The organism is Nitrosospira briensis (genome assembly GCF_900115125.1).
Classification (GTDB): domain Bacteria; phylum Pseudomonadota; class Gammaproteobacteria; order Burkholderiales; family Nitrosomonadaceae; genus Nitrosospira; species Nitrosospira briensis_A.
Window position 1 is genome coordinate 1 of record NZ_FOVJ01000003.1, and the last position, 25,320, is coordinate 25,320.

General features: G+C 50.1%; 26 protein-coding genes and 2 pseudogenes. 16 read left to right on the forward strand and 12 right to left on the reverse strand.

Annotation, left to right across the window (positions count from 1 at the left end; genetic code table 11):
* The first annotated feature begins 371 nt into the window (after nt 1-371).
* On the forward strand, nt 372-1,073 hold the full coding sequence (locus tag BMZ14_RS08070; RefSeq protein ID WP_074797039.1) for an SOS response-associated peptidase: 702 nt from the start codon (nt 372-374) through the stop codon (nt 1,071-1,073).
* Between the two features lie 114 nt (nt 1,074-1,187).
* On the opposite strand, the gene BMZ14_RS08075 is transcribed toward BMZ14_RS08070, so the two are convergent.
* The 4 genes from BMZ14_RS08075 to BMZ14_RS08090 form a co-directional block, all read right to left on the reverse strand.
* Nucleotides 1,188-2,348, reverse strand: coding sequence for a PEP-CTERM sorting domain-containing protein (locus tag BMZ14_RS08075; RefSeq protein ID WP_074796599.1), 1,161 nt, complete (start codon nt 2,346-2,348; stop codon nt 1,188-1,190).
* Between the two features lie 168 nt (nt 2,349-2,516).
* Nucleotides 2,517-3,101, reverse strand: coding sequence for a non-homologous end-joining DNA ligase LigD (gene ligD, locus BMZ14_RS15440; RefSeq protein ID WP_074796601.1), 585 nt, complete (start codon nt 3,099-3,101; stop codon nt 2,517-2,519).
* 23 nt (nt 3,102-3,124) lie between these two features.
* Complete coding sequence (gene ligD / locus BMZ14_RS08085) at nt 3,125-4,426, reverse strand: DNA ligase D (RefSeq protein ID WP_256208488.1); 1,302 nt, start codon at nt 4,424-4,426, stop codon at nt 3,125-3,127.
* 76 nt (nt 4,427-4,502) lie between these two features.
* On the reverse strand, nt 4,503-4,781 hold the full coding sequence (locus BMZ14_RS08090) for an HU family DNA-binding protein (protein WP_074796605.1): 279 nt from the start codon (nt 4,779-4,781) through the stop codon (nt 4,503-4,505).
* A 188-nt stretch (nt 4,782-4,969) separates the two neighbouring features.
* Between BMZ14_RS08090 and BMZ14_RS08095 the strand changes: the two are divergent.
* Both BMZ14_RS08095 and BMZ14_RS08100 read left to right on the forward strand, forming a co-directional pair.
* A pseudogene (locus BMZ14_RS08095) lies at nt 4,970-5,460 on the forward strand (thermonuclease family protein).
* A 59-nt stretch (nt 5,461-5,519) separates the two neighbouring features.
* Nucleotides 5,520-5,990, forward strand: coding sequence for a GNAT family N-acetyltransferase (locus tag BMZ14_RS08100; protein ID WP_083396718.1), 471 nt, complete (start codon nt 5,520-5,522; stop codon nt 5,988-5,990).
* A gap of 136 nt (nt 5,991-6,126) precedes the next feature.
* On the opposite strand, the gene BMZ14_RS08105 is transcribed toward BMZ14_RS08100, so the two are convergent.
* From BMZ14_RS08105 to BMZ14_RS08120, 4 genes are all read right to left on the reverse strand, one after another.
* Entirely contained in the window at nt 6,127-6,318 is a 192-nt protein-coding gene (locus BMZ14_RS08105) for a hypothetical protein (protein ID WP_074796609.1), read from the reverse strand.
* Nucleotides 6,319-6,521: 203 nt separating this feature from the next.
* Nucleotides 6,522-7,802 (reverse strand): tetratricopeptide repeat protein, encoded by a 1,281-nt coding sequence (locus tag BMZ14_RS08110; RefSeq protein ID WP_074796611.1) that lies wholly within the window; start codon nt 7,800-7,802, stop codon nt 6,522-6,524.
* A gap of 42 nt (nt 7,803-7,844) precedes the next feature.
* The gene (locus BMZ14_RS15610) at nt 7,845-8,357 is read right to left on the reverse strand and encodes a surface-adhesin E family protein (protein WP_371265673.1); all 513 of its coding nucleotides are present in this window, start codon (nt 8,355-8,357) and stop codon (nt 7,845-7,847) included.
* Between the two features lie 420 nt (nt 8,358-8,777).
* Entirely contained in the window at nt 8,778-9,350 is a 573-nt protein-coding gene (locus BMZ14_RS08120) for a hypothetical protein (RefSeq protein WP_143071927.1), read from the reverse strand.
* A 231-nt stretch (nt 9,351-9,581) separates the two neighbouring features.
* Between BMZ14_RS08120 and BMZ14_RS15105 the strand changes: the two genes are divergently transcribed.
* On the forward strand, nt 9,582-9,749 hold the full coding sequence (locus BMZ14_RS15105; protein WP_177186942.1) for a nucleoside phosphorylase-I family protein: 168 nt from the start codon (nt 9,582-9,584) through the stop codon (nt 9,747-9,749).
* Nucleotides 9,750-9,759: 10 nt separating this feature from the next.
* Complete coding sequence (locus BMZ14_RS08125) at nt 9,760-10,308, forward strand: hypothetical protein (protein ID WP_143071928.1); 549 nt, start codon at nt 9,760-9,762, stop codon at nt 10,306-10,308.
* A gap of 191 nt (nt 10,309-10,499) precedes the next feature.
* On the opposite strand, the gene BMZ14_RS15265 is transcribed toward BMZ14_RS08125, so the two are convergent.
* The 4 genes from BMZ14_RS15265 to BMZ14_RS08145 form a co-directional block, all read right to left on the reverse strand.
* Nucleotides 10,500-10,754 (reverse strand): hypothetical protein, encoded by a 255-nt coding sequence (locus tag BMZ14_RS15265; protein ID WP_074796617.1) that lies wholly within the window; start codon nt 10,752-10,754, stop codon nt 10,500-10,502.
* Nucleotides 10,755-10,868: 114 nt separating this feature from the next.
* Nucleotides 10,869-11,462 carry a hypothetical protein gene (locus BMZ14_RS08135; protein WP_074796619.1) on the reverse strand — a complete coding sequence of 198 codons (594 nt, stop codon included), beginning with the start codon at nt 11,460-11,462 and terminating at the stop codon, nt 10,869-10,871.
* A 44-nt stretch (nt 11,463-11,506) separates the two neighbouring features.
* The gene (locus tag BMZ14_RS08140; RefSeq protein WP_074796621.1) at nt 11,507-11,776 is read right to left on the reverse strand and encodes a hypothetical protein; all 270 of its coding nucleotides are present in this window, start codon (nt 11,774-11,776) and stop codon (nt 11,507-11,509) included.
* Between the two features lie 14 nt (nt 11,777-11,790).
* Nucleotides 11,791-12,744 carry a hypothetical protein gene (locus BMZ14_RS08145; RefSeq protein WP_074796623.1) on the reverse strand — a complete coding sequence of 318 codons (954 nt, stop codon included), beginning with the start codon at nt 12,742-12,744 and terminating at the stop codon, nt 11,791-11,793.
* 571 nt (nt 12,745-13,315) lie between these two features.
* On the opposite strand from BMZ14_RS08145, the pseudogene BMZ14_RS15615 reads away from it, so the two are divergent.
* The 11 genes and pseudogenes from BMZ14_RS15615 to BMZ14_RS15445 form a co-directional block, all read left to right on the forward strand.
* A pseudogene (locus tag BMZ14_RS15615) lies at nt 13,316-13,668 on the forward strand (Na+/H+ antiporter NhaA); the annotation flags it as partial.
* A 39-nt stretch (nt 13,669-13,707) separates the two neighbouring features.
* On the forward strand, nt 13,708-13,929 hold the full coding sequence (locus BMZ14_RS15620) for a Na+/H+ antiporter NhaA (protein ID WP_371265710.1): 222 nt from the start codon (nt 13,708-13,710) through the stop codon (nt 13,927-13,929).
* A gap of 16 nt (nt 13,930-13,945) precedes the next feature.
* On the forward strand, nt 13,946-14,119 hold the full coding sequence (locus tag BMZ14_RS15110; protein ID WP_177186943.1) for a hypothetical protein: 174 nt from the start codon (nt 13,946-13,948) through the stop codon (nt 14,117-14,119).
* A 274-nt stretch (nt 14,120-14,393) separates the two neighbouring features.
* Nucleotides 14,394-14,960 (forward strand): hypothetical protein, encoded by a 567-nt coding sequence (locus BMZ14_RS08160; RefSeq protein ID WP_177186944.1) that lies wholly within the window; start codon nt 14,394-14,396, stop codon nt 14,958-14,960.
* A gap of 660 nt (nt 14,961-15,620) precedes the next feature.
* On the forward strand, nt 15,621-16,526 hold the full coding sequence (locus tag BMZ14_RS08170; protein WP_074796631.1) for a hypothetical protein: 906 nt from the start codon (nt 15,621-15,623) through the stop codon (nt 16,524-16,526).
* A gap of 96 nt (nt 16,527-16,622) precedes the next feature.
* Nucleotides 16,623-16,958, forward strand: a complete 336-nt coding sequence (locus BMZ14_RS08175) for a hypothetical protein (protein WP_218144999.1) — start codon at nt 16,623-16,625, stop codon at nt 16,956-16,958.
* Nucleotides 16,959-17,071: 113 nt separating this feature from the next.
* The gene (locus BMZ14_RS08180) at nt 17,072-18,142 is read left to right on the forward strand and encodes a zinc metalloprotease (RefSeq protein WP_083396739.1); all 1,071 of its coding nucleotides are present in this window, start codon (nt 17,072-17,074) and stop codon (nt 18,140-18,142) included.
* Between the two features lie 600 nt (nt 18,143-18,742).
* Nucleotides 18,743-19,708 carry a tyrosine-type recombinase/integrase gene (locus BMZ14_RS08185; protein WP_074796637.1) on the forward strand — a complete coding sequence of 322 codons (966 nt, stop codon included), beginning with the start codon at nt 18,743-18,745 and terminating at the stop codon, nt 19,706-19,708.
* 348 nt (nt 19,709-20,056) lie between these two features.
* Nucleotides 20,057-20,662 (forward strand): hypothetical protein, encoded by a 606-nt coding sequence (locus BMZ14_RS08190; RefSeq protein ID WP_143071930.1) that lies wholly within the window; start codon nt 20,057-20,059, stop codon nt 20,660-20,662.
* A 22-nt stretch (nt 20,663-20,684) separates the two neighbouring features.
* The gene (locus tag BMZ14_RS08195) at nt 20,685-23,714 is read left to right on the forward strand and encodes a hypothetical protein (RefSeq protein WP_074796641.1); all 3,030 of its coding nucleotides are present in this window, start codon (nt 20,685-20,687) and stop codon (nt 23,712-23,714) included.
* 493 nt (nt 23,715-24,207) lie between these two features.
* Nucleotides 24,208-24,900 (forward strand): choice-of-anchor K domain-containing protein, encoded by a 693-nt coding sequence (locus BMZ14_RS15445; protein ID WP_074796643.1) that lies wholly within the window; start codon nt 24,208-24,210, stop codon nt 24,898-24,900.
* Nucleotides 24,901-25,320: the final 420 nt, after the last annotated feature.

Sequence of the window (25,320 nt, forward strand, 5' to 3'; positions counted from 1 at the left end):
GCGATTCCACAACCCAAGAAAAAGAAGGCAGCTGGAAATGCGTCAACGGCATGCTTTAGGCTTAACCATCCGTCCGTGAAAATGGGGCAAAACCCACCCAGAGGGATTAACCAAACTCAAAGATCAAGGCATTGGTGCATTTCTTACCGCACGTGGCTGGCGGGTATGAAATTGACCAGAATGTGATTAATCGTGCTTTGTGGGTATTGGCCGAGGAAATGCGAAAACTGAAAGCCTGACAAATAATTAAGCCCAACGCGAAAGGGTTGGGCTTCTCAACACCGGGGAATGATTTTCGCGTCCGCGAAAATATTTCGTCGTTGAACTTACTAAGTATGAAGCGGCCTGTTGACTCAATTACAATTATTGCTATGTGCGGACGATTTGAGCAATCCGGGACTCGCAAGTATTACGCCCGTGCGTTAGGGGCGGACATGAGCAATGATCTGGAGTGGACCGGTGGCGACCATATTGCTTCGTACAACATCGCGCCGGGCCTGTGCCCATGGATGATAACGCTGCACAATCATAGACTGGAATTCATCGGCCAAACCTGGGGCTATCGGACTCCTGAAGAAGCTGCTGCAAAGAAAAAACCGTGGATAAACGCCCGGATCGAGAAAGCTTTAACCGGGCGCTACTTCCGGCACATGTTTCGCGATGGGAGGGTGATCATTCCTGGAGGGGGATGGTTCGAGTGGACGCTTGAAAACGGCAAAAAACAGCCCTGGTATATAAAGCGGAAGGATGACGAGCCCATTTTCATGGCAGGGCTAACAAACTTCAGGCCGAATACTCAGCAAAACGTCGAAGTTGGATTTGTGATCGTGACAGAGGACAGCAGCGGCGGCATGGTGGACATCCACGACCGCAGGCCCGTTGTGCTGGAACCGGAGGACGCGTGGCGCTGGATGGACCCTGATACGCCGGTTGAGGAAGCGGCGCATATCGCGCAGACACGCTCTTTGCCTGGCGACGCCTTTACCTGGTGGAGAGTGGATAGAGCCGTGAACCGGGCCGATCCTTTCAACAACAGCAGAGAATTGCTGAAACCGATAAGTGAGTCCGCCTAACCCTACTATTAATCCTAAAGTAGTTTCTCAGGGCTAGCAGAAACAGAAAGAAAAGTACTGCCGAAAGGATTGTCTGGGCAATACCGGCGAACACCACCCCTCAAATATCAGTACTCATGGGCTTCTTGCGCCGCCCAAAAGCCCGAGCAAGCCCAATCCGGCGAGCATCAAGGCATAGGTTTCGGGTTCGGGAACAATTGAAGCGCGGGCTATGACTTGACCATTGTTATTGATGTCTATCGCCTCGGTTAAAACTACCCCTTGGGGCAGGTCAACCAACGAACTAAGATCGGTCATTCCTTCACCATTGACACCAGTGATAAAGGCGTGGCGCTCACCCTCACCAAAACGACCAGCCGAGTACCATCCCACCACTTGCCCAGCATCATTGATGCCCAAGGCGGTACTGTAATCTCCACCCAGCGTCCCGAGGTCGGTCATCCCCACCCCATTGGGGCCGGTGATGAAAGCGTGCGTAGCATCTGCGACGGTGCGGGAATCCCCCACCACCTGCCCGGCGTCATTGATGCCAGTGGCGTAACTGTCATCTCCACCGAGCGTCCCGAGATCCGTAATACCCACGCCATTGGGGCCTGTTATGAACGCATGAGAGCCTCCTCCGACTACGAGCGAGGCTCCTACCACCTGCCCGGTGTTATTAATGCTGGTAGCATCAATATACTTATCACCCCAGGGAGACTCTCCGCCAAGATCGCCAATAAAATTCAGGCCCTCGCCATTAGGCCCGGTCATGAACCCAAGGGATCCATCCCTCAAAATCCGAGACCCTACCACCTGCCCGGCGTCATTGATGCCGTTGATGTCGTTCCCCCGACCCTGAACAACGCCTGGTTCTTCGGATACTGTTTTTGGATCCGTACCATTGGGTCCAGTGACGAAGAAAGGCCCTTGAAAAACCCATGAAGGTATCAGAGTTTGGCCTGCAACCCGTCCGGCATTATTAATTACGTCGCCCGAACGGATGACGTAATTAGAAGGCTCGGGAAAATTTGCGATCTCTCTTATGCCCATTCCATCGGGGCCCGTGATGAAGGCACGGGGTCCTGCCGAAGTGTAAAAACTGCCTGTCACCTGTCCGGCATCGTTGAGTGCGCTGGCGTATCCCCCGCTTCCCAAATCGAGCCTTGTCCAAGTCTTGTTGTTCGTGTCAATAAGGTACGGGACGCTTTGAGCAGTGGCATGAGTAACGAAGCTGAGGCCGGCAATTAATGTAAGAACGAGGTTACAGATTTTGAAGCAATGGCTGAGTATCATCGCGTGCCCCGATATGTAGAATCCATTACTTCAAATTAGGTGATGGAATTCAGGCTGTCAAATCCGATTCCTATCGATGTGCGGACGATTCGAGCAGCCCGAAGACGTCATGCATTCTGACGTGGAATGCGGTTATTGGGATGACGGTCAGACCTTAAAGATCAGGACTTACGGCCTGAACCCCAACTTTTTCATGGCCGATAATATCGACTGCCTTGATGCTTCGTAGTCTGACCACGGACTATTTCCTTTTTCCAGCCGGTCCTGGATATTTGAAGCAGTCCAGCGAGCTGCACTTGTCAGGCCGGGCAGCTCTTCCCATGCCAGCGGCACAGACACACCCAAGCCAGGGCGAGCCCGGGCTGACCAGGCGCATATGGTCGTGGCGCCCAAGCCATTTCTCAGGTAGTCGATAAAGATTTTTCCCCTCCGGTTGCTCGGCCCGCTCTTCGCCACAAAACGTTGCGGTATCGTCTTGGCCAGGTGCACGACGATAGCCTGGGAGAAGTCCTTTACCGTATCCCAGTCACGCAGCCTTTTGAGTGGAACGACGACATGCAAACCCTTTCCTCCGCTGGTCTTGAGGAAGGACTTCAACCCCAGTTCATTGAGGAAGATGCGCACGAGTTGCGCTGCTTCCTGCATATGCTCCCAGTGAAGCCCTTCCCCAGGGTCGAGGTCAAAGGTCATTCTGTCTGGTTTGCCTATAGCGTTCTTGGTGGCGTTCCAGGTGTGGAATTCGATCACGTTCATTTGCGCCGCTGACAGGATTCCCTCTACCGTCGAGATTTCCAGATACGCGGGTGGTCAGGGTGCAGCGCCGGATCAAGCTGAGTAACACCCGGCATCCTGGCGTTTTCAAGATGCTTCTGGAAAAACAGTTCTCCCGTGATTCCCTCAGGCGCGCGCACGAGCGATACCGGCCTGCCCGCAAGGTGCTCAAGCATCAGGGGCGCGACAATGCTGTAGTAGCGCACCAGCTCTATTTTGGTAAAGCCGGTGGATGGATCTATTACCCGATCCGGGTTGCTGACCTTCGGCATGGCTACCGGCGCAGGCTTCGGGGCGCTCGAATGAACCGGTTTTTCACGTGTAATTGACTCGGCCTTCTTGTCTATTCTCAAGCCCTGAAACGAAGGGTGGCGGATATGGCCGTCCCGGGTCCATTCGGAAAAAGAGACTTCCGCGACCAGTGTGGGCTTGACCCAATGAGCATTGCGAGGAATGTCAGGTGTCTTGGCAAAGGGATTTTCGATTGTTTCTATTTTTTCCAGCTTCGCCTTCAGATCGCGAAGGGTTTTATCGCTGTATCCCGTGCCAACGTTCCCCGCATATCGCAGTTTCTTATCCTCATAGAAGCCGACCAGAAGCGCGCCGAATCCTGTTCGGGAGCCCTTCGGATCGGTATAGCCGCCAACGACGAATTCCTGCCGCTGGCTGCACTTGAGCTTTATCCAGTCGGGCGAGCGGCGCGAGACATACGTCGAGGACTTGCGCTTGCCGATGACGCCTTCCAGTCCCATGCGGCATGCTGACGCGATGATGTCTTTTGCCGGAACGTCGAACGTTTCGCTGAAGTGCACGGTTTTCGAAGCGCGAGTTTCGAACAGGCCTTTGAGGAATTCACCGCGGGCAGTGAGAGGTACAGTTCTTAAGTCAAAGCCGGCATAAAACGGGACATCAAAAACGAAATAAATGATGTTCCCGGTGCGCGAACTATCAAATGCGTTCTGCAGGGCCTGAAAATCAGGCACGCCTACGTCGTTGGGCACGACGACTTCGCCGTCCAGCCAACCGCTTTGAAAACCCATCGCAGCGATTGCCTTTTCTACATGCGGCAGCTTGTGGGTCCAGTCATTCCCGTTGCGCGTGAAAAGCTGGATTCTCTTTTCCTCTATTCTGGCCAGTATCCGATAACCGTCGAACTTGATTTCATATGCCCATTCATCAGCGTCATTGGGAGGCCCATCGACGAGCGTTGCAAGCTCGGGCGTGAGAATTGGCGGGAGATCGGCTTTGAGTGCGTTTTCCGGCAAATCCGGGGAAGGGGAGGGCCTTTTCTTGCGAGGCGCTGCCACGCTCCTTGCAGGCTTGGCACTTTTGAGCGAACCGGGCACCTTTGCTCGAGCCTGGTCTTAGATTGAAGCTGTTTCTTTATTTGCCATTGGCGGCGGCCTTAAGGGCAGCGCCTGCCTTGAATGCAGGGATCTTCGATGCTGCGATTTGCAGTTCTTCACCCGTCCTGGGATTGCGTCCGGCACGCGCGGGGCGCTCCCGCACTTCGAACGTTCCAAAACCGGGTAACGACAGGGAATCTCCTTTTTTCAGGGTGTCAGAAATGACCTCAAGTAGCGCGCCAACAGCGCGTTCAGCGTCAGATTTGCTAGAGCCGGTCTTGGCGGCCATGGCGTCGATGAGTTCTTTTTTATTCATGGTTTCGATCCTCTCCTTTTTGTCATTCTATTAAGACCTTATTAATTACGCCGTTACTCTACCTTAATACCTTAAGTTGTCTTCAGTCCAAGATCAACAAGGCAGTAAAAAAAATAATTTCATAGGAAAGCACATCAGACGGGGACAATCATGAAAGAGGTTATTCCCGCACTAATCGGGATGCTGATATGCAAGCCTTGAGATTCATTGCAATAGCAATCTATGGCTTATGCTTTTCGCTCGCCCATGCGGAAACATTGACCGGCCAGGTCGTGAGAATTGCCGATGGCGACACATTGACCATTCTGGATGCCGCAAGGCAGCAGCATAAAATACGGCTATCCGGCATTGATGCGCCCGAGAGAAAGCAGGCGTTTGGCACCGTATCACGGCAGTATCTGGCGAGCCTGGCTTTTGGCAAAGCGGTTACCGTGGAGTGGTACAAGCGCGACCGATATCAGCGAATTATAGGCAGGGTGCTGGTGGATGGCAGGGACGTGAACCTGGATCTGTGAGGGCAGGGCTTGCCTGGCATTACAAGTACTATGAAAAGGAGCAGCCGCCTGGAGAGCGCCGCCTGTATTCAGAAGCTGAAGAAGCCGCCAGGCTTGATCGAGTTGGGCTATGGCGCGATCCATCTCCCATCCCACCCTGGGTTTTTCGGCGCAAGCGCAGGTAGAACAATTTTCTTAATCCGTGTGCATTTCACTGCATTATTGAAGCGTTGGTAACTTTGTTATGGAAAAGCTGAGACGAGCCAATATGTTCGAGATTACTGAATTCGTGCAGCCAGCCGAACTAAGAGAGCGATTGCTTCAGGAGAGAGCCGAGCTTGCCAAGCAAACTACTTGCACTCACCAGTTCGCGGCATACGAGAACCTAGCAGAAGTGGGTTATCTCTCCTTCGATGACCGCTCAGATATCAAGACAGGAGTTCTGTATGAAGTCTTTGTTCTGCTGCAATTCAGGCACAGGGGAGCCGGGAGCAAGCTCGTCACATTTGCGGAGGATTTTGCTCGTTCAATTGGTTGTACACGAGTTCGACTCACGGTTAACGCGTTTGATCTGAGCGTGGGTCACAATTGGCTTGAGTCTTGGTATGCAAAACGAGGTTACCTCATTGCCCAGGATGGTTCGCAGGAATATGAGAAGTACTTGCAAGCGGTTGAGCAGGCCGCAAGGGAGTCAGGGGCGCCTGAGGCTGAATGAACATAGGGACCAGATACAGAATTTTGATATCGACCTGCCCAAACGAAGGATAGCAAAAGTGATGGGCGTGGCCTACAACGGTTGACCGATCCAGCTAGAAATCCATCTATATCGGGGTCGCCTCAGAATTCGGAATTTAAAGTACGCTAAGGGATACGCGGTTCAGTAGCGGCGAGGCCTTCAGCGACGCGATGGTGCTGGAAGCCAGAATCGACCCGGCATCCTTGTTCTGGACCTGCGCCAGTAGTTGGTCAATCAGTTCATCCGGGAATAGCTTGGCGGCCTTCGCTTTGGTCTTTCTGCTCTTGGTGGTCATTGTGTCGGTCATGGTGTCTCCCTTTCAATATCATCTCATGACCTTACACACAAAATAAATGACAGGCTCCTTTCTATTTAAATAGGGCATTCACATTACGCTTGGCTTCCTCTCGCGAATGCCCGAGACTACAAACTTGCCGACGTGGCGTTACCAGGTAGATAGCTTGTTGAGTTCCAAGTAAAAACTATTTGCGTTTATCGTTTTCTATTGCGCTACTTTTCTGCCACCTTTGCTAGTAGATTTATAGCAGAGTCGTCTCCCTGAGCAGCAGCCTTTCGAATCCACTGAATAGCCTGGGTAAGATTTCGTGGGACGCCATCACCCTTCGCGTACATCGTCCCCAACATAAATTGTGCGCTGGCATGACCCTGTACAGCGGCTTTGCGATACCAGTGGGCCGCCTGCGCAGAGTTTTGGGTAACCCCTATACCGTTGTGATACCTGTCTCCGAGAATATACTCGGCTTGCATGGCGCCTTGTTCCGCCGCCTTGCGAAACCAATGGAACGCTTGAGCGAAATCCTGTGGCAGACTTCCGCCCATGCTATAGATTGCGCCCAAAGTAACTTGAGCATCGGCATCGCCCTGATTCGCGGCCTTACGATACCACTTGACGGCCTGAGGATTGTCCTTCGGGACACCCTCGCCCTTCGCATACATTAGTCCCAATCTGTATTGAGCTTGAGGAAGGCCTTGCTCAGCCGCCTTTCGATACCACCGGGCTGCTTGAGCAAGATCTCTGGAAACGCCGTATCCGTTAAAATACCCATCAGCAAGGTTGTATTGCGCGTTAGCATATCCCTGGTCAGCCGCCTTTTGAAACCAAGGAATTGCATGAACGCGATTTTGCGGCACACCTAGTCCGTTATAGTACGCAAATCCCAGATTACTTTGTGCAGCCGCAAATCCTTGTTCGGCGGCTTTGCGATACCACTGAATCGCTTGAGCAGGATCTTTCGGTAAACCTGATCCGTTGCTGTAGCTATTACCAAGGTTGAATTGCGCTTTTGCATACCCTTGGTCAGCTGCTTTCCGAAACCACCGGGCTGCCAGAGCAAGATCTTTTGGGATACCTAAGCCATCGTAGTACGCTGTTCCCAAGTTAAACTGCGCCGGGGCATATCCTTGCTCGGCAGCCTTGCGATACCAACTGATTGCTAAAGCTGGGTCTTTCGCGATACCAGAGCCTGTGTAATAACTGTCCGCGAGGTTATATTGAGCCAAGGCATAATTCTGCTCAGCTGCCTTGCGAAACCATTGGACTGCCAGAGCGTGATCTTCGGCTACTCCCGTGCCTCTGCTATACGACACGCCCAAGGCGTTTTGAGCCTTCGCATCTCCTTGTTCGGCAAGAACCCGAAGCCTCGCTGTTGGTTCAGACTCGTTTCCTGCACCAGCGGTTGCCCTACCATCAGCTGAAGCAGAAGCTTGAACTGTGCACGGGACTGATGTCAGGAGGGCAAGGACGGCAAGGACAGGTAAATGGATGTTCATTTATTCAGGTAGATGGTCATACCAAGAGGAGGTACATTTTTCTTATCGAATTTTTCCCGTGCAGACCTTGGTTGCGAAGGTGTCCCCAACTGTACCAGGCGTTATATCTTTAAACTCCCAAGTCGAATAGGTTACTTCGTCGAGTAGAGGTTTACCATTGTTCGTATAGTATTTAATCGAACTGACTGCGCTCTGATATTTCCCGCAATCAAGTATAAATCTGCTAATGGAATATGGTTCCCCAACTCCAAAAGCTTCCCAAGCCTCCTTCTGCGAGGCTTCCAAGATTCCTTGGACCTTCACCCACGCACTTATTTTTCCATCTGGTAGGCGGGTAACCAGGGATGGATCAAAAGAGAATTGACCAGTTGGACCGCGACTTACCTCTACCCACTCTGCATGGGCAAGGCCACATAAGAGAGAGAGACCAAAACCAAAACTGCGCAAATTTCTCATTAGCGATGGGGGTTGGAACCGTAGCTGCCGTTGTGTTTGCTTAGTTATTTTGGTCATTATATTGCGCTGGATTGCTGTACTCGTTCCGCTGATGGTCATGATGGCTGGTATACCGGTTAACGTTGCCTTGGCTGTTGTAGTTATCGTAGCGATGGCATGTTGAATTCGGATCGATGATGCGGGGCAATATACGTTCCGTCATGTCGAGAATAGCCCCTTACGTATTACGTATTGATCGACAAATGCGGCGCTACTCAGCGCGGCAAGGATTGGAATCAATATAATTTCCTCATTTCCTTCCTCTTAAAAAATGAAATAGTGATGTGACAAGCTCTAGGGAAGCAAAGATAGATTAGGTTTTGAATTACTCGCCGGTCTTGTTCGGGAGCTGATATTTTATATTCTGGACGGTTTCATCTAGTTCCCTCAGTTGGACGTGGTTTTCTGGCCCGTATTTCTAGCGAAATATGGTGATCCGGCAGCAATCAGGATAGGAAAAACTCGACGAAGATCTCCCATTTAACCTCTGCTGGTCATGGCTGTACGCCAAATTTGAATTTCCTTGTTCGAATTTTTAAACGCTTTGGCATCATATGCTGCCACTAATATATGTCGAGAATAGGTCGTTGCTGATTCAATCTGGGTTGTATATCCCGTTACGCCGTACGTGGGCGTGTATGTTGTCGTTCCGGAGTAAGAGGCCATGTTTCCAAAGGTCATCGCCGTACCATAAGTGTTTGCAGAAGAAACGCCTGTCTGTCCCCATACGGGAAGCGCATAGCTATGTTGCTCAGTTCGTGGATCGCCAATTCCGTAAGAAACTACGATGGCAATATTCGCATCTTCTGCATTGTCAGCTGGTATGAATCCCTGTTTCTTAAGGGCGTGCTTTAGGTAAAGTGAGTATTCTTGAAACTGCAAGTCGTCCAATGTTACGTTCTCGTTCCCAGGTAACAGGACGTAATTAAGTTTCTCTTTAGCTGTAGGTGATGCTTGGGAATCAACAGCTATATGGAAGGATCGTTGCTCCCCCACAGTGGCACAGCCTGAGAGGAGTGCTATAGAAAATAACAAAACCCCGAGATGACGCATCAGTCCTCCTTTTTTCTTATCCTAGATTCTATTTTTCGCTTTTATAGCTGAGCGGACAATTGTACCTAGGTACACCTGCCGTTCAGTAAGGGGATTAAGCAGGAGTTAGGGCATCTGATATGCCAACCCAAACACCCTTTACATGCGTTAAAACGAAAAATAATTAGAGGAAAGCACATCAAACGGGGACAATCATGAAAGAGGTATTCCCGTGCTAATCGGGATGCTGATATGCAAGCCTTGAGATTCATCGCCATAGCAATTTATGGCTTATGCTTTTCGCTCGCCCATGCGGAAACATTAACCGGCCAGGTCGTGAAGATTGCCGATGGCGACACATTTCTAACTAAACCAAAACGCCTCCATGAAGTCCGGGGCGATTCAAGGTGGGCTCAATGAGGAGAAATTAATGCACCTTACACGGATAGGCGCGATTTTAGCAATTGTCATGCTAACGGGGTTCACGGGATTTTGGGAGCCTAAATCTTTTGAAGAATGCCGTGATAGGGCCGCCAGGGATGCCAAAACAGATGCTGGAGTGAAGGCCTTGATATTAGGTTGTCGTGAGCGATTTCCCAAGCAATCCCAATTGCAAACTGAGTGGCTGGAATTCTCCAAGGCACTGGTAGGTTATAAGTTTGATCCTAATGTGCGTATAACTAGAAAAACACCTAGGTACACTGAACTTTCGCGGGCTGAGTCTACGAAGGGCAACCTGTCCAGCAGGACCAACAACTCAAAGAGATCATGGGTTTTAACAGAGGAAGGATCGAGGCGCCTTGATGAAATAGCAGAAGATTTGGCATATCAAAGTGCGCCGAGCAAGGTTGAATCATTAAAATCTGTAGAGTTCATAAATTGGTTTGTGTCTCAACCAAGCCATATTAAATCACTGCTCGTCATCCCAATGCTTGAAGAAAATGAGCGCAAAATATTTGATGCTTACCATTGGAGGTAGACGGTTTATATCGAGCCGCGGACAAAGATAGGCAAAGAAAAGTATCGAGACTAATACATTCAAATGTAGTAGTCGTCCCTGAAATACCTCACGAAACGGAAAAAATTGACTGGGATCGAGCCAATCTGCAAGATGTATCGTGGGCTGGCGCGTGATGCGGTTCCATGCACACGGATCTCCACTTCAGGCATTCAATACTCACGTCTTTCGTAATCTTGCAGATACTCGGCTTCACGGCGTTCCTCTCGTTCGTACTGTCGCTCATTTTCATACCTCTCTTGCTCCCTCCGCGTCCGTTCTTCATTTCTCTGTTTGAGGACTGCGCAATCAGTAGAGTCGGAATCACAAGCGTAGCGACCGCCCCCAACGTAAACAGCTTTTTCGCTTGCCGTGGAAATGATTGGCAGTAATAGTAACAGCGGCAAGAGGAGTTTTATGGTTTTCATCGTTCTCACTTGTTTGAGTAACTGTAATCGCTGAACCAGCATCTTTATGGATGCCGGACCAGCGTGGCTGCTTCACCCACGAATCAACCAATGATTTGCATATCTGCGAAAACCTCAGCTGATGGGAGTTTTAGTTCTTGCTCCAGTTTTTCCTGTCATCGCTCGGTTCCAGCTTGCAAGCTCTGCACTGCTGCGATTGCATAGCCATCTCTCGATACTGGCGACAAGACTTTCCTCATCGTCCCGCAGCACACAGAGTGCCGAGAGTGGCTCACCAAGCTGTTCCAGGACGCGACTTAATTTGTCTGCGGTGATAACCCGCACCTCGTAGGAGATGCCAGGAGCAGCATCGCTTTCCGCTTGGATATGTTTCCAGCATTGACTATGGAACAACTGGTTCACTGGCAGCTTTTCAAGTGTTTCCGCATCGAATGCTGGGGATGTTCTCCAGCGATGCTTTAGCCCATTGCGTGAAATGCCGATATACGTGATACGCGAATCGTTAGCTTGGACGAGGTAGAGGCATGGCTGCTTGTCCCGCCAGGCAAGCTCGTTGATGATTTCATATTGCCCTTGTAACCAGGGACCGATGCGGCTTCCCTTTGCTACATCTCGCTTCCATCTTTTTCCGCCTACACTATGAATCTTGATAACAAGCGTTGCCGCGCTGCAAATTACTGATGCGTATTTGTTTGCGATGTTGTCCATTGCTTTTTTTATTCTCCAATTAAAGTAAAAAGGTTTTGTAACGCTCAGTGTTTTATTCTCTCGGTTCGATGGCCGGCAGTAATGACCCTTCCTTCAGGGCACACTACGACATAGCAGTTCAAATGCTCTATTAATAGACTGGATAACTTGCCTGCATATGCATCCAGTCGACGCTTTGAGCGTTTATCAAAATAATGTTTGCTGGTGCCGTCGCCTGCTTTCTCACAGGCGCCATAGCCAATCAAAAGCTCGATGATCATTGGCGGAATGCTGCGTTGCTGCTGGCGAATTCTTGCATGTCTGGTAAGTTCCATGTTTTCCCCCTTTATTAACTTTGAATGTGCTTGTTCATTTGTTCTTCGACTTGATCTCTTTCCAGCTTCTGATGTAAAGCCAATCCTGCGAATACAAAAGCCTTGGTGTGGAGTTCGTAAAGCCGTGCCAACCTGACAAACAAAATTTGGTCGAAAAAGAAGTGGCCTTGCTCCAATCCTGCTAGTTTCTCTTCGGTCAAATCGCTAGGAGAAATAGCGTTCACCGCGTCAGTCAAAGCAAGGCCTTTCTTCTCCCGTTGCACGTTGAGATAAGAACCAAAATCCTGTTCCGAGATAAATCCTATCTTCGTCAGATCGCGCTCGGCGGCGGGATCAATAATGACCGTAGGCTTGAATCCTCTGCGCTGCTGAAGCCATGCCTTGGCGTCTCCTACGTTCACATAAGTACGGGATCCGTGATTGAACGTTTTGAGATGATTCTTGTGTTTCGGATTAGCGGCATTACGAACGCTTTTTTCATCCATGTTGGCAAGCAAAGCTATTTCGCTGAGGGTCAGAACAGCGCCAAGTTGCGACCATTCCTCTGACTCATTCACAGCCAATCCATATCTTTTTTCGAGTGCCCACCGGGCGGTCGCCATCATGATTACGTGCTGTGACAGGGTTATTGAATACCCGAGGGAGCTTTCCTCTATAAGTCGAAAATGACTTATGGATTCCACAAAGAATTCCGCCTCTTCGAAGTCCATCCAGTCAAGGTCGATTTTCCGGCGACCATTAATGCCGTACTCATACAGCTCATCCAGCATGGCTGTGAGGTAATACTTATTTATATCTACATCCTCAGGCTTCAAGTCCTCAATTTGATCCGTGGGATAATTCTTCGAATCAAGGCCCAGCAGTCCCCATCCCGCCCCTAAAAAGTAAACCCTATCCAAGCAGTCTGCGAAAGCGCACATATATTCTCTAATTTCAGCGTAAAGCTCATCTTTTGTAAAATGTTTCATGATATTTATTCTATCCTTAATGGAATAAGTGCGATCTTAGGAGATAGAGATGCCTATGTCAATACTTTTATGATGAGACGGATAGAATAAACAGAATATTAATTAAATATAGAGGAAAAGGGAGGGTTTTACGACTTTGACTTGTTGATGTGAGGTGAACGGGAAAATGGATTTAGGATTACTTGAAGGGAGTCGAACATTATGCAAAGAATGGGCGTCGTTCAACGGATGTTTTTACAGTTGATAACATATTTTATCGAGGGTAAATCACCAAAGAATTTGCCCGCTCCCCAGCCCCCGCAAGTGGGGGAAACATTTGCAGGTAAGGTCGTCGGCATAGCCGAGGGTGATACCTGACAGTTCTTACCCATCAAAGCAGCAGCACAAGATTCGTTTGGCTGACATTCGATGCGCCGGAGAAGAGCCAGCTATTTAAACCGTAAGGACAGCGCCGGAGCGTGTAAAGGGATAGGCGCTGCTGCCTGATGGGCTATACTTCTGGCGGGTGCGCACACGTCGTGTGTAGCAGGTACAGCGTTGGTCGGGCCGCCACGCGGCTACCGTTCGCCCAATGAATACTCCATTCTTCGCATCGTCCCGTGCTTTATCCCACACCTTCAAGCGATTTTTTGCTTCCAAAAAAGCGGGCGGGATTGTCCTTATCGTCTGCACCTTGCTTTCGCTACTATTGGCGAACTCACCTGTAGGCGAAACCTACCTTTCGTTCTGGCACCACGAAATAGTCGGCATGAGTGTTGAGCATTGGATCAATGATGGCCTGATGGCGATTTTCTTTTTGATGATCGGCTTGGAATTTGAACGCGAACTGTACAACGGAGAACTGTCCGACTTTCGCAGTGCCCTGCTGCCGATTGTTGCGGCTGTGGCGGCATCTGCATCCCCGCACTGCTGCACTTTAGCCTCAACGCCGGCACGCCCACGCCAGGTGGCATGGGGATTCCAATGGCCACCGATATTGCGTTCGCGATTTTCATCACCAATCTGGCGTTTCCGGGGCAGGCCGATACTATTACAGCCTCGAAAATCGCAATCCTTCTGGCGTCTCTTACAGCCGGCATATTCGGCTTCCTGTGGCTGAAATCTTTTGGGCAACCGCTGTCCACGGACACCGATCCAGACACCATGGACCACCCAACGGAAGACAAGACAGGGACCATGCCTTGAACAGAAGGAGATACCAGTGATTAGAGCAGTGTGGCTTTTGCCAGTTATATTTGTGTTGGCCTGCGAGCGGGACGTGCCGCAGGTTGACGATCCAAACAAAATCGTCGTCAAGGGCGAAGAGATGAGCCAAACTGATTCTTCTCATTTTTTGCAACAGAGCCCTGAAATAGCTTTAGAAGTTAACCCATAGGCAATAAGGATGGGACACTCTCCTCCTTCCCGTAACTCTTCTGTAGATAGAATCCAATGCGTACTCCGGTCGGGCTCATGATTCCGGAAAGGAATTTATTTTGGACTGATCGAACCTCTTGCCTTGACAATTCATATTCATGATCTAACTTGAGATGAAGGAGATTTCCTGACAGGCAGCTTTTACGGGAATGGCTTCATATAAAAACTCTATTGATTCATTGATTCCCCATTGTAAAAACCTTATACATCTCGCGATGATCGGAGGAGATCCCATGAGTCAATCACCATTCGAGTCTGCGTCCCCTCAAACCAAGCGGAGGGTGAAAGCGATGGAGGATGCCATCCGCGCCTGTAATGATGCGCTCGCCGACCTCGATTCGGCGGCAACTGCGGCGGGTCTATCAGCACGATTAATGTTGCCCGAGCTGGCGTCCACCTTCGACGGACCTTCGGGTTTAGTTGTGCACATCCCCGTGCACATCACTAAACGGGAGGGCGGCAGAGTTTCGCTATTCAAGCTTGCACCCGGCGAGACCGCCACGGTGGGAGTTTACGTCATCGGCGGCCGCGCCTACGATAGGAAGGTGATGCGTGTAAGCGGCACGGGCCCGCTCGCCAAGGGCGACCGCCTCGCCGAGCAAATCGTGGATGCCGAAGCCGCCGTCGTGCAGTCGCTCGTGTACGAGGTGAAGAGCATCAATATCGAGGACGGCTCGGCCATCTTTTCAAACGTCCAAGATGACGAAATCGGCGACTTCGTGATCAACCAGGCAGGCATGTGCTGGTTCTGCAACGCAGGCAGCGGATGGTGGTGTGGTTTACCTTGCCTGAATTTTTGACAGCGAGCAGTTGCGTGGGTGCTTGTGCGTAAACTAGATGAGGTGCAAATGCTCTAGCCAGGGATAATGCTACCGCTGGCGACGAGTACTCTGAAGACATCACACGGAGATCAAGATCAAGATGCGGAATTACAGGAACTCTGGGCAGGGTACTTTTACTTCGACCGTCAAAACTACCGCTGATCACGGAGATATTCAGCAAGAAGTAGACGTTACACAGGGCTTACGCAAGAGAATACTTTGCCCCAGTGCATCGGCAGAGGTGAAGTCGGTTCTTTTAGGTGTCGTTCAACCTAACGGTTCTGTCGGTTTTATCAAGGATAGAATTGAGGTAACACGCGAATTCTTGGATATTGCTACCAGAGGTGGCGGGCTACCTGAAACCCGGTTCCGCTTTAGCTCGCCGTGCCTTGGAAGCGCGTGCAAGCAGTGGGCTAATGGCGGGTGCAGCTTGCCCGAGCGGCTTGCGGACTTGATTTCTAGGTCAGATGCAACTGATGCGCCACTACCCGAATGTTCGATCCGAGATCAATGTCGCTGGTTTGATCAACGAGGGTCGGACGCATGCCGTATCTGCCCTAAGGTCATTACGCGCGACAACTCGCAGTAGTACGATAGATAGAAGAATTCTTTCTTAATATTAGCACGGAGGATATAAACATGGCTGATGAAAGCAAGTCAGGTAGTCGTTTCATGGTGGATTTGGGGGACATCAAGCTGTCACGCCTTGTAGAGAAGCAAGTGGAAGCGGATATCAAGGCAGTGGTTTTGCGCGCCCTGGCGGAGAGCGACTTCATCGGTAACCGACGTGGCCAGCGAGACCCCGACTCGATCCCCATCTGGGAGAAGTTTCCGGGAGGGACGCTCGGTTTATGGATTGGGGACCAGCTGCCGATTGGTTTCCCTGGAGGTTTCCCTGGGGACACTGGTCCCTTGACTGTCAGGGATCACACTCTCATCGTGAATACTGTCATGGAGCACCCGATGCAGGTGCTGCGGAATTTGCCGGAAAAGCATAAGACGAGGGGTGGCCGTCCTTCAGGCAGGGAGGTGCTCCAGGCGGCATTGCAAGTCGAGCAGATCGACGATTTCGTAAAGGGCCGGATGCGAGCGGTGCTCGATCTCTTACCGAAGATTGAAGAAGGCCAGGCAAATCTGCCCGAGTCCGTAAAGCGAGCTGCGGAGGATTTGCGGCAGCAATTGACCAACAAATCCGTTGACGAGCAGCGCAGAGTGCTTCGCGACCCGGACCTCAGGAGCAGGCACCGTGACGATGGGTTTGCCGAGGGTATGGAGGTTGCAGCCCGGATCCTGGATGATGGACGAGACTCCATCTATTCACCTGACCATAGCTTCTACAAGCTGCTGCAGCAAGGGGCACCACGGGCGGCCGCTAGGGATTCGTTGGAAGATACGGCGAATGCAGACACGGTTGGCGCAGCCGTAGGAGGAGGTGTTGGACTTGTCGTTGGCGGAGTCGGCGCGGGGCCTGGCGCCGTTGCAGGCGGGGCTGGAGCATCACTTGGATTTGTACTTGGTACCGCCATTGGCTGGCTTTTCGATTAGGTGGGCATGGGAAGCGTTGCCCTCCAGTAGCTCATCAATGTGAAAGCGGCTGTTAGGCTAGCGTACTGAAGGAACCCAAGCACGATGGAAAGAGAGATGAGCTCAGCACAACCTTGTTTCTTGAGACGTTGGGTTCACTCTTGTGAGGAAGATATTGAGCATGCGCGGACCTATCGCCCGTCAGACTGGCAGCTTCCGCGGTCAAGGCCACCCAGACACGTGCTGGAGTTTGAACCCGACCGGTTCGTCAGTCGCGTCGGTGGTCCTGCCGATTCATTCGTCACACGGGAAGGCCGCTGGAGCGTCGATCCAGGAGAACCCGATCTGCTTCAGCTTGAGTGGCAAGATGCAACACAACCTGCTTTCATTGAGATCGTCAGTTGCTCGGATGAGTTGCTGCAGGTTAGGGTAATAAGTGGATCCATCGAATAGGAAGTAATGTCGCAGTTGGGGTACGTTTCACTCTTTCCGGCTGAAGGTAGGCCAAACGTTATCAGGAAAAGAAGAAGTGGGGGGTTAAGCGGCTTATGCGTGCGTGTGCAACGATGGCAGTTCATAGACGTTTACTGGATACCGACCCTAACTACCGGGCACGGCGGGAACGGATCGAGAATCTTATCTTTGCGCGCAAGCTTGCACGTGATAGGGGCCGGACGGGAACGACCACAATCCCAGTCGTTGTTCACGTAGTCTACAACAGCCTCGTAGAAAATATTTCGGCAGAGCAGGTGAAAAGCCAGATCGATGTACTTAACGAGGACTTCGCCAAGCGCAATCCCGACTTGAAGTCAGTCCCGCCCGTCTGGAGTGATAGTATTGGCGACGCACGGATCCTGTTCAAGCTCGCCGACCGTGATCCCGATGGAGCGATTACGAGCGGCATTACGCGCACCTCCACCTCCATTGTCGCGTTCGGCGATGACGACACGGTAAAATTGGCGGTTAGTGGTGGCACTGATGCCTGGCCGCCAGATCGTTACCTGAACATATGGGTCTGTCATCTGGGCGACCTCCTCGGCTATGCCCAATTCCCGGGAGGTCCTGTACATACCGATGGTGTGGTGATCGACTACCGGGCTTTCGGGACCACTGGCACCGCTGAGGCACCTTTCAACCTGGGTCGCACTGCGACGCACGAGGTAGGACATTGGCTGAACCTGTTTCATATTTGGGGCGATGACGGGATGGGCTGTGCCGGCACTGATCAGGTCGACGACACGCCAAACCAAGCTGGCCCTAACACAGGATTCCCAAGTTTTCCACATACCACCTGCAATAATGGGCCCGAGGGAGATATGTTCGTCAACTTTATGGACTATGTTGACGATCGCTGCATGGTAATGTTCACCGCTGGCCAAGTGCAGCGCATGCATACAGCACTCGATGTGACGAGGCCATCCTACTTGGAAGAGGGCAAGCCATTGCCGGTTCCTGCCACCGGTTGGATCCATACAGATCTCACTGTGGCGGCTGGAGCGCCCGAGGCAGCAGGTGACCCAGTAGTCGCCTCGTGGTCAGAAGGAAAGCTCTGCGTGCTCTATCTCGGTGTGGACCATCATATCCATGCGCTGAGCTTTGACGATGACAGCACCTTTGGAGCGCCAGCAAGACGTTAAAATCTTGTGAGATTCGGGACGCACCCCGCCAAACAGTTCTGCATGCATCGTTCACGAAATAGACCAGAGCCCCCAACAACTGAGGCGCAAACGTGCCAACATGCTTGTTCGCAGTTCTGACCAGGTAGTCCAATGGGTCCGAATGGCCCAGTCGGTCTTCGCCCCATGATCAATGAAAATTGTATCTGCGGGCATACTATGTTGCCTACTCGCATAGCCTCAAGAGCACCAGCCGAATGATAACCGCTACCCGTTTGGTATAGAGATGCTTCGGCGGTAAATTCGGGTATTTTCATTTTTACATCTCCTAATCATGTTTGCCGCCATTAGTAGACCAACGAAAAGGTTTTTGGAGCTATATTGTTTCTTCACTGCTGTCTCCTCAAAAGTTGATAGGTTTCCGCGGCCTGAGCTCCCCGGGGAACTATTTCCGCAGAAGAAGTGCACTACAACATCCAACCTTCCTTCTGCCGTGGCCGTAGGATTGGAAACAAAGTCCTTTTACAGTTGATAACATATTTTTATGGGGTGCTGAATTAGGACAAATTGAGGCATCCTCTATTCTTGATAAAATACGTTATCAATAATAAGATAGGGCGAATGAGCACATCCGTTCTTCCTGTATCAGTACCTCCCTCCAGTCGGCTTCTAAGCTCGGCCGACTTCCAGCGCTTGGCAGATGTTCCACTGGTAGTCGAATGGTTCGCGAATATTGACAGTGCGCAAACCCGGCGTGCCTATCGGAATGCGCTCGAGGATTTTATGAAGTTCACCGGTATCGAGCGGCCGGATGAGTTTCGGGAAATCAGCCGCGCCCATATCATTGCTTGGCGGGATGACTTGAAGTACCGGGAATTGAGCGGCACGACTATCCGGCATCGCCTGGCTGCGCTGTCCTCACTGTTCGAATATTTATGCGATAAAAATGCCGTGACGCATAACCCGGTCAAAGGCATCAAGCGGCCTTCGGTAGAAGGTTATCAAGGTAAGACTCCTGCAATTGGGGATCATCAGGCGCGCAGTCTGCTTGATTCCCCGAATAATGCATTGCGCAAAGGCAAGCGAGACCGCGCCATTTTGGCGACCCTGCTGTATCACGCCTTGAGGCGTGAAGAGCTTTGCATGCTTCTGGTGAAGGATTTCAAGCACGAGCGACGCGGGGTCGCCCACCTGAAGGTTTCAGGTAAAGGAGGAAAGACGCGTTATATTCCTCTTCATCCCGCAGCGGGCGGCCTCATCCTAGATTATCTCGAAGAGTCAGGGCATGGGGCTGATCTAAGTGGACCGCTCTTCCGGCCCATCCGCAACAACCGCACCGGTGCACTGGGTAAGGCCATTACCGCAGATATGGTTTATAAACTGGTACGTGCGTATTCTTCAGCTCTAGGATTCAAGATCGGTGCTCACGCATTACGAGCGACTGCAGCAACCAATGCATTGGATCATCAGGCGGATATTGCCAAAGTGCAGGAATGGTTGGGGCATGCCAATATTGCCACGACTCGGATCTATGATCATCGGAAAACCAGGCCAGAGGATAGCCCGACATTTAAAGTGAGTTATTAGGGGACGTTTGACGAAAGGGAATTTATCATCCAGAAGGTATGACAGTAGGGCCAAGTTTTGCACCTTGGTAATAACGCTGAGACTACTGGTGTTAATTGTCACACTTCATCGAATGCTTCAACCACCCATACGGGTCTACAACTATTCAATTAACAACGGTAGGACCAACTGGTTCCACGAACATCAACGACGTGCTCGGACTCGCCCGCCGCGTAAGAGACCATATCGGTAGCCCAAAAGCCGGTATTGGCAATCAGTGGTTAGTCGACAAGCCCTTTATCAGTACATTTATTAGCACACCATAAATGTCAGGGGATTGCGATAATCTTCTATTATTATTAATAATTCATGAGCTATGAAGATCACGTGGACAGTCTTATTTCTACAGTCTTATTTCTGCGAAGTATAGGGAGAAACAACGTGCATTACACATTTCGTCGCTTTTTGGGTCTGGCCCTAATAACGGTATTCGCAGTATCACCAAGTTTCGCGGGTAGCGACAAAGAAATAACGGTTTTTGATGAAGTATGTCTTCAGGATATCGTCCGCAAATGTGCAGAGGATATACAGGTTGGAACTCCTGCCTCTCGGAGATTTTTAGTAAAGGATAAAGAGCCCCCCTTAAATATGACACGTCCTGATCCTAACCAATCAGGAGCTGCAGTGTGGATTGTTCAATGGAACAGCGCATTATGTCCCGGTGGTTATAATAAACCGTCGCCTAATGATGAATGTCTCCCAACAGTGGAAACGAAACAAACGGCATATCAGTACTGTTACTATAAGGTGCGCGCGGAGATTCCATCTGCTTGCGTACGCGTGCTAAGGCCAGAAGTTATTGCCGAATCAAGCAGTAAAGACATGCGGCTGCTCTTGAACCAATTTTGTAAAACCTACGCGGAGATAAAAGAGAAATGTGATGAGGTGCTACCTCCAGCTGTCGAAAAAAAATAAACTGAATCAGCTTTAATACGTCATGCGTTTACGCCTTGCCATAATACTTGCTTTCGTATGCGTGCCGAGTTTTGGCCAGGCACATGCTCAGTCACCATCGGCAGCGACAGACACTCAGCTCGAGCTAAAAGCACGCGGTGCAAAAAACAGTTCGCCCATAACACAGTCTATTGTCGGAGCTGAGTACGGGGATCCTAAGATTAGGGAAAATGAACGGACAGCACAAAGGGTCGCAAAACAAGTCGAAAAATTGAGGGCACAGAATGCGACTCCGCCGCCGAATGATTCATTTAATACTCGCGTCACAGCTATCAGCGATATGGTGTCGCACGTGGACGCAACCCAAGAAACTTACAATAAAAAGCGATATGCGTTGGAAGGTATCAAAGAAGGACATGAAACAGTAACTGCTTTAACCCCATTGTTTGGCGGAGCGAAAACAAAGCTCGCCCTAAAACTCGGGGCGCACGCGGGATCCATGAGCTTTAAAGAAATAACCGAAAGTTATGCCAAACAGATTAAAACGGATTACGAATCAGGTCTGGAAAACGCGATTGTGCTGGCCGTTCTTCAAACGGATGAAGCTGTGGCCGCGAAGTGGGCGCAACGCGGAGTTACAGATAGCACAAAGCAAGCCGCGTTACGGGATTTGTTCGGCCCGCAAAATGAGTTCTTTGATGACGAACTTGTGAAAGAGCTGGGGCCTGGTGTCAAGGCGGATTTAGCTAACGCAAAAGCAGACATGGTTCAAAAAGCATTGGCTCGGTATAAAGCCCATACAGATGCTGAAATGAGTTCGCTACGACAAGCAGTTAAGGCTAAGCATTCGAAATTTATGGGGACGGCCAAAGAGATTACTGAATTTAAGGAGCAGATTTCTGCAAACACAAAAGCAATTGTAGAGCTCAAGAGCTATACAGAAAAACAATTTGTCTTGCTTAATAGCAAGATAGGAATTATTAGTGGTCAAGTTGATGCAATGCAATCCGCCATGTGGCGGCAGATGAGCCCCGCAGACCAGGTGCGCGCCTTGGACGATGGGTTTTTTCCGAAGATGGACTCGAAAGAACGTGATAAGTTGCGTAGCGATCTTGTTTCTACCGCCAATGTAATGAATTATCGTGACAATGCACTTAAAACCCTCGCCGCTGCAGGGCAACTTGCTAATCTTGCCGCAACGGCAGGTCTTCCTGTCGATGTCTACAACTTCAATCGAAATATAGAAACGGCATCAGCCGCAGTTAACATAATCAGCGGCATAGCCTTGGGCGGTTGGAGTGGTTGGCTTACTGTTCTTCAAAGTACCGGCGGTCTCTTCCCCGGAGGTCAAAATGCAGAAGCGGAACAACACAAGGAGATAATAGGAGCCTTGAAGGAGATCACAAGGCTTCAGTACATCACGATACAGAAACTCGATGACCTCCGCTTTCAGCTGAACGAGAGTACCGCCAAGATCATGAGCGAATTGAAAACTCTAGAGGATAAGGCAGATGTTGCTAATCAGTTGATCCTTGCTCAGACGCTCGAGAGGTACGAGGGCTGTGGCACTTTTGTTCGTAAGGCGGAAGAGAAGTTCGGCATGAAAAACGGCATTTTTCCAAGCTATGCAGATCGAACAAAACATTTTGACAGCGATATCAACCGCATCAAATTATTCGATAATTGCCGCGAATTTCTATCTGGCCGTGTAAATAAACTGGTCGCAAGCGCCACCGGTGATTGGGGGGAAAACGCTAACAACCCACTCACGATAGTTCATCCCCTTTTATTAGCTGGAACTGCGGGCGCGCTGCAAGACCAGTCAGAGCCGACTTCAGCTCAGTCACGGCTTTCACGAATGAGAGAGCTTACGCTTCTCACATTGGGAATATATACGATTAGCAAAACAAAAGATGAGGAGTCCAAAGAAACGTACCAAGTTACCAAAGAAAAACAGAATTGCTACTCACGATTGCTGTCTGGTTTAGCAATCGCGCCGGAACATTTTGCAAACCTACAGCACTCTGCATTTGTCTGTTTAGGTGAAGACATAGATCGGCCTCATATTTCTGATGAGAGATGTGAGGGAGCATTATGCACTCGCGCTGGTGATCCTGTTTCCCCCAACCACGCCCTTGGACGAGCCTTGGCCCCTGCTATGGTGAGGCAACTGGGTGAGTATATGCTATTTTTTTCTCCCTACATGGAGATCATTAAACAGAGTAAGGAGCCGAACCGCATATATAAGATGCTGAACGAAAGCGAGTTACTTAATGGTGTTTCCGATCGGGGGCTCGATGGAGGGGAGGTCCGGGACTGGCCGGAGTTCTATCTTGATGTGCTAAATCTTGCATTAGCTCAAGAGAGCCTACATTCCGGTCTGCTTATTACTAAAAGGTCAGCGGATATACTTGGCGAAGCGAATTACGGAACGACAGTAGAACTTCCGCCGCTGGATTTGATATCTAAAAAAGATGCCAACGGAAAAATCGTATCATGCACTCCTTCTGCTGAGATATGGAAGAAGTTTCCCTACGCCTTAACGGTGTGCTTCCTTCAAGACAGTATTCCGTTCCGATTGAACATTAGCTACTATCTAGTCGGGAGCAAACTGAATGAAACCAATACTACCATCCCAGCATATGCATTTGCTTTGGCATCGGACGAGGAGGTACATCTTAAATCGATTCTTCCGGGTTTGCCATTAGTTCAGGGCATCAAAGACAACAAGCCATGGTGGCACCTCAAGCTAGTCTATCCTGATAAAAACGGCAAGAGCGATTTTTTAATAATACCATTACCTTCCGCGGCTGAGATACAAACAAATCAAGTTGCATATCGTCCAGCCGCTTACCTACTTCGAGCGCTAAGAGACTCATTTGTTGAGAGAATCGCGCTTCTTAACTCCGCGGAAGAGAGTAAAGAGCATAAAGTAAGGCTGCGCCAGATCACACATGCGGCTCTGGATGATCCGAGCTTTGCGCGTGTTAACTTTACAGTAGAAAAACCATCAACGTTGACGTCAGCTTCTTCAAAACCTTCTTCTCAGAAAAAGCAACCAGGCAAAAAGTAATAATAATCATAGCTGGTTAACACTTCGGTATAAAGCTATCGAACTCTCTGCTTTCCTGCATCTCAGAGCAACAGCAACTCGGCAAGTTTTGACCAGGCAGGACGGTCAGTTGTGTGGCTGGCAAATACCTACACCGTGATGGGATTGTTTGGCTAATTAAATTTAAGCTGATACAGGGCCATAGGCGTTCTCAACAAGACGAGATCTCTGAATGATAACGTCCTTTATCATTCATAACCTTGTAGCAAAAGGGACCCCTTGCGCGACACTGTGCATACCAGCGCCATGATTCATTAATCACAGCTTAGCTAACGCTAAAGATAGGTTATCAAGTAAAAAGGGGGAAGAAAAAAGGTAAAAATGTTTTTATAACTGACCTATATTTAACTGGAAACCGGAGCTGGCTACGTATATTTGCAATCCCTGAATTGCGGCGAGTAATCGATGCTGCTTTTATCAACAATCAAGACTCAAGACAAATAGGAGGTGAAAAATGAATCATAAATTTACCAAGTTGCAACGTCATCCGCTTTGGTTAGGTTTGACCCTCCTGGCAGCATTAGCACCAGCCTACACACAAGCGGCCGATGCCGGTACCTCTACTGGTACTTTTCTTGATCCAACCCCGTCATGCCCTCCAGCCACTTGCAGTGGGATCGGAACGAACTCTTTCAGTTGGGGTGAAGCTGAATCATCAGGAGATACGGTCGGTAGTTTATCTTTCGCCGGTAGCAGTTTTGCTCCTGGTTCGGGAGAAACATTCAAGCTGGGAACCTTGACATATCATAATGGCACAACCCGTCTTGGGACAGAGGTTTCCTCCGTCGGGATCGATATTGCGCTCAACTTTAATGATGTCCCCGAGAACAATTTCACATACCACGAGAGGCTGAGCATTAATACCACGCCTAATAGTACGGGTGATCCAGTGGCAGATGCCGATTTCGTATGGTTTACGACGGGAAATTTCCCCTACACGTTTAACGTTGCAGAAGAAGCAACAGCTTCAGTGGATATCATGGCGAAACTGGCTCCAGCCGGCGATCAACTGCAATTGATCAGCCTCACAAACCCCACCGAGGGTGGCTCTGTCGGCGTCATCCCGGAACCCGAAACCTACGCCTTGTTTCTGGCTGGCCTTGGCTTGATGGGCGCTGTTATATCCCGTCGCAACAAAAAGGCTTAAGAAATCGACCAAGCGTGGGTAATCAGCACAGCCCTCGATTTACTGCAGACACTTTCCAGCCTCTCGAAATGTTTGTAGTAAAAGGGAAGGCTTATGCAATCTGCCCTACCCGTGATTATGTTAATTGGATTAGGTGTGAGGAACTCCTTACTGTAGCGCATTTTCTTCTTAGAAATCGATTCCCAAAAGACCAGACGGTTCCCACCGCCGTTTACGTGATCTAAAGCCCTAATGTGACTTTGTTGGTTAGCGAGGTTAGATCGATGGCTGCAGTACCAGTGTATCTCGGAACCTTGGCACATTCTCTAAAATAGAAGAAACCCCGGTTAGGCTGGTTCCCCTAATTCAGAAACCCTTCTGCAGCCGTTTCCCTTCGGCAGAAAAATGGCAAGCCGCCTTTAATCATCTCATGCGTCCTTT

Bases quoted from the DNA above. Each gene is read 5' to 3' on its own strand.
- BMZ14_RS08140 (WP_074796621.1), bottom strand. From the start codon at position 11,776: ATGGAACTTACCAGACATGCAAGAATTCGCCAGCAGCAACGCAGCATT.
- BMZ14_RS08185 (WP_074796637.1), top strand. From the start codon at position 18,743: ATGAGCACATCCGTTCTTCCTGTATCAGTACCTCCCTCCAGTCGGCTT.
- BMZ14_RS15265 (WP_074796617.1), bottom strand. From the start codon at position 10,754: ATGAAAACCATAAAACTCCTCTTGCCGCTGTTACTATTACTGCCAATC.
- BMZ14_RS08180 (WP_083396739.1), top strand. From the start codon at position 17,072: ATGGCAGTTCATAGACGTTTACTGGATACCGACCCTAACTACCGGGCA.
- BMZ14_RS08120 (WP_143071927.1), bottom strand. From the start codon at position 9,350: ATGCGTCATCTCGGGGTTTTGTTATTTTCTATAGCACTCCTCTCAGGC.
- BMZ14_RS15620 (WP_371265710.1), top strand. From the start codon at position 13,708: ATGGCCACCGATATTGCGTTCGCGATTTTCATCACCAATCTGGCGTTT.
- BMZ14_RS08195 (WP_074796641.1), top strand. From the start codon at position 20,685: ATGCGTTTACGCCTTGCCATAATACTTGCTTTCGTATGCGTGCCGAGT.
- BMZ14_RS15445 (WP_074796643.1), top strand. From the start codon at position 24,208: ATGAATCATAAATTTACCAAGTTGCAACGTCATCCGCTTTGGTTAGGT.
- ligD (WP_074796601.1), bottom strand. From the start codon at position 3,101: ATGAACGTGATCGAATTCCACACCTGGAACGCCACCAAGAACGCTATA.
- BMZ14_RS08075 (WP_074796599.1), bottom strand. From the start codon at position 2,348: ATGATACTCAGCCATTGCTTCAAAATCTGTAACCTCGTTCTTACATTA.
- BMZ14_RS15610 (WP_371265673.1), bottom strand. From the start codon at position 8,357: ATGACCATCAGCGGAACGAGTACAGCAATCCAGCGCAATATAATGACC.
- BMZ14_RS15105 (WP_177186942.1), top strand. From the start codon at position 9,582: ATGCAAGCCTTGAGATTCATCGCCATAGCAATTTATGGCTTATGCTTT.
- BMZ14_RS08175 (WP_218144999.1), top strand. From the start codon at position 16,623: ATGAGCTCAGCACAACCTTGTTTCTTGAGACGTTGGGTTCACTCTTGT.
- BMZ14_RS08100 (WP_083396718.1), top strand. From the start codon at position 5,520: ATGGAAAAGCTGAGACGAGCCAATATGTTCGAGATTACTGAATTCGTG.
- BMZ14_RS08105 (WP_074796609.1), bottom strand. From the start codon at position 6,318: ATGACCGACACAATGACCACCAAGAGCAGAAAGACCAAAGCGAAGGCC.
- BMZ14_RS08090 (WP_074796605.1), bottom strand. From the start codon at position 4,781: ATGAATAAAAAAGAACTCATCGACGCCATGGCCGCCAAGACCGGCTCT.
- BMZ14_RS08170 (WP_074796631.1), top strand. From the start codon at position 15,621: ATGGCTGATGAAAGCAAGTCAGGTAGTCGTTTCATGGTGGATTTGGGG.
- BMZ14_RS08160 (WP_177186944.1), top strand. From the start codon at position 14,394: ATGAGTCAATCACCATTCGAGTCTGCGTCCCCTCAAACCAAGCGGAGG.
- BMZ14_RS08110 (WP_074796611.1), bottom strand. From the start codon at position 7,802: ATGAACATCCATTTACCTGTCCTTGCCGTCCTTGCCCTCCTGACATCA.
- BMZ14_RS08145 (WP_074796623.1), bottom strand. From the start codon at position 12,744: ATGAAACATTTTACAAAAGATGAGCTTTACGCTGAAATTAGAGAATAT.
- BMZ14_RS08190 (WP_143071930.1), top strand. From the start codon at position 20,057: ATGAGCTATGAAGATCACGTGGACAGTCTTATTTCTACAGTCTTATTT.
- BMZ14_RS08135 (WP_074796619.1), bottom strand. From the start codon at position 11,462: ATGGACAACATCGCAAACAAATACGCATCAGTAATTTGCAGCGCGGCA.
- BMZ14_RS08125 (WP_143071928.1), top strand. From the start codon at position 9,760: ATGCACCTTACACGGATAGGCGCGATTTTAGCAATTGTCATGCTAACG.
- BMZ14_RS08070 (WP_074797039.1), top strand. From the start codon at position 372: ATGTGCGGACGATTTGAGCAATCCGGGACTCGCAAGTATTACGCCCGT.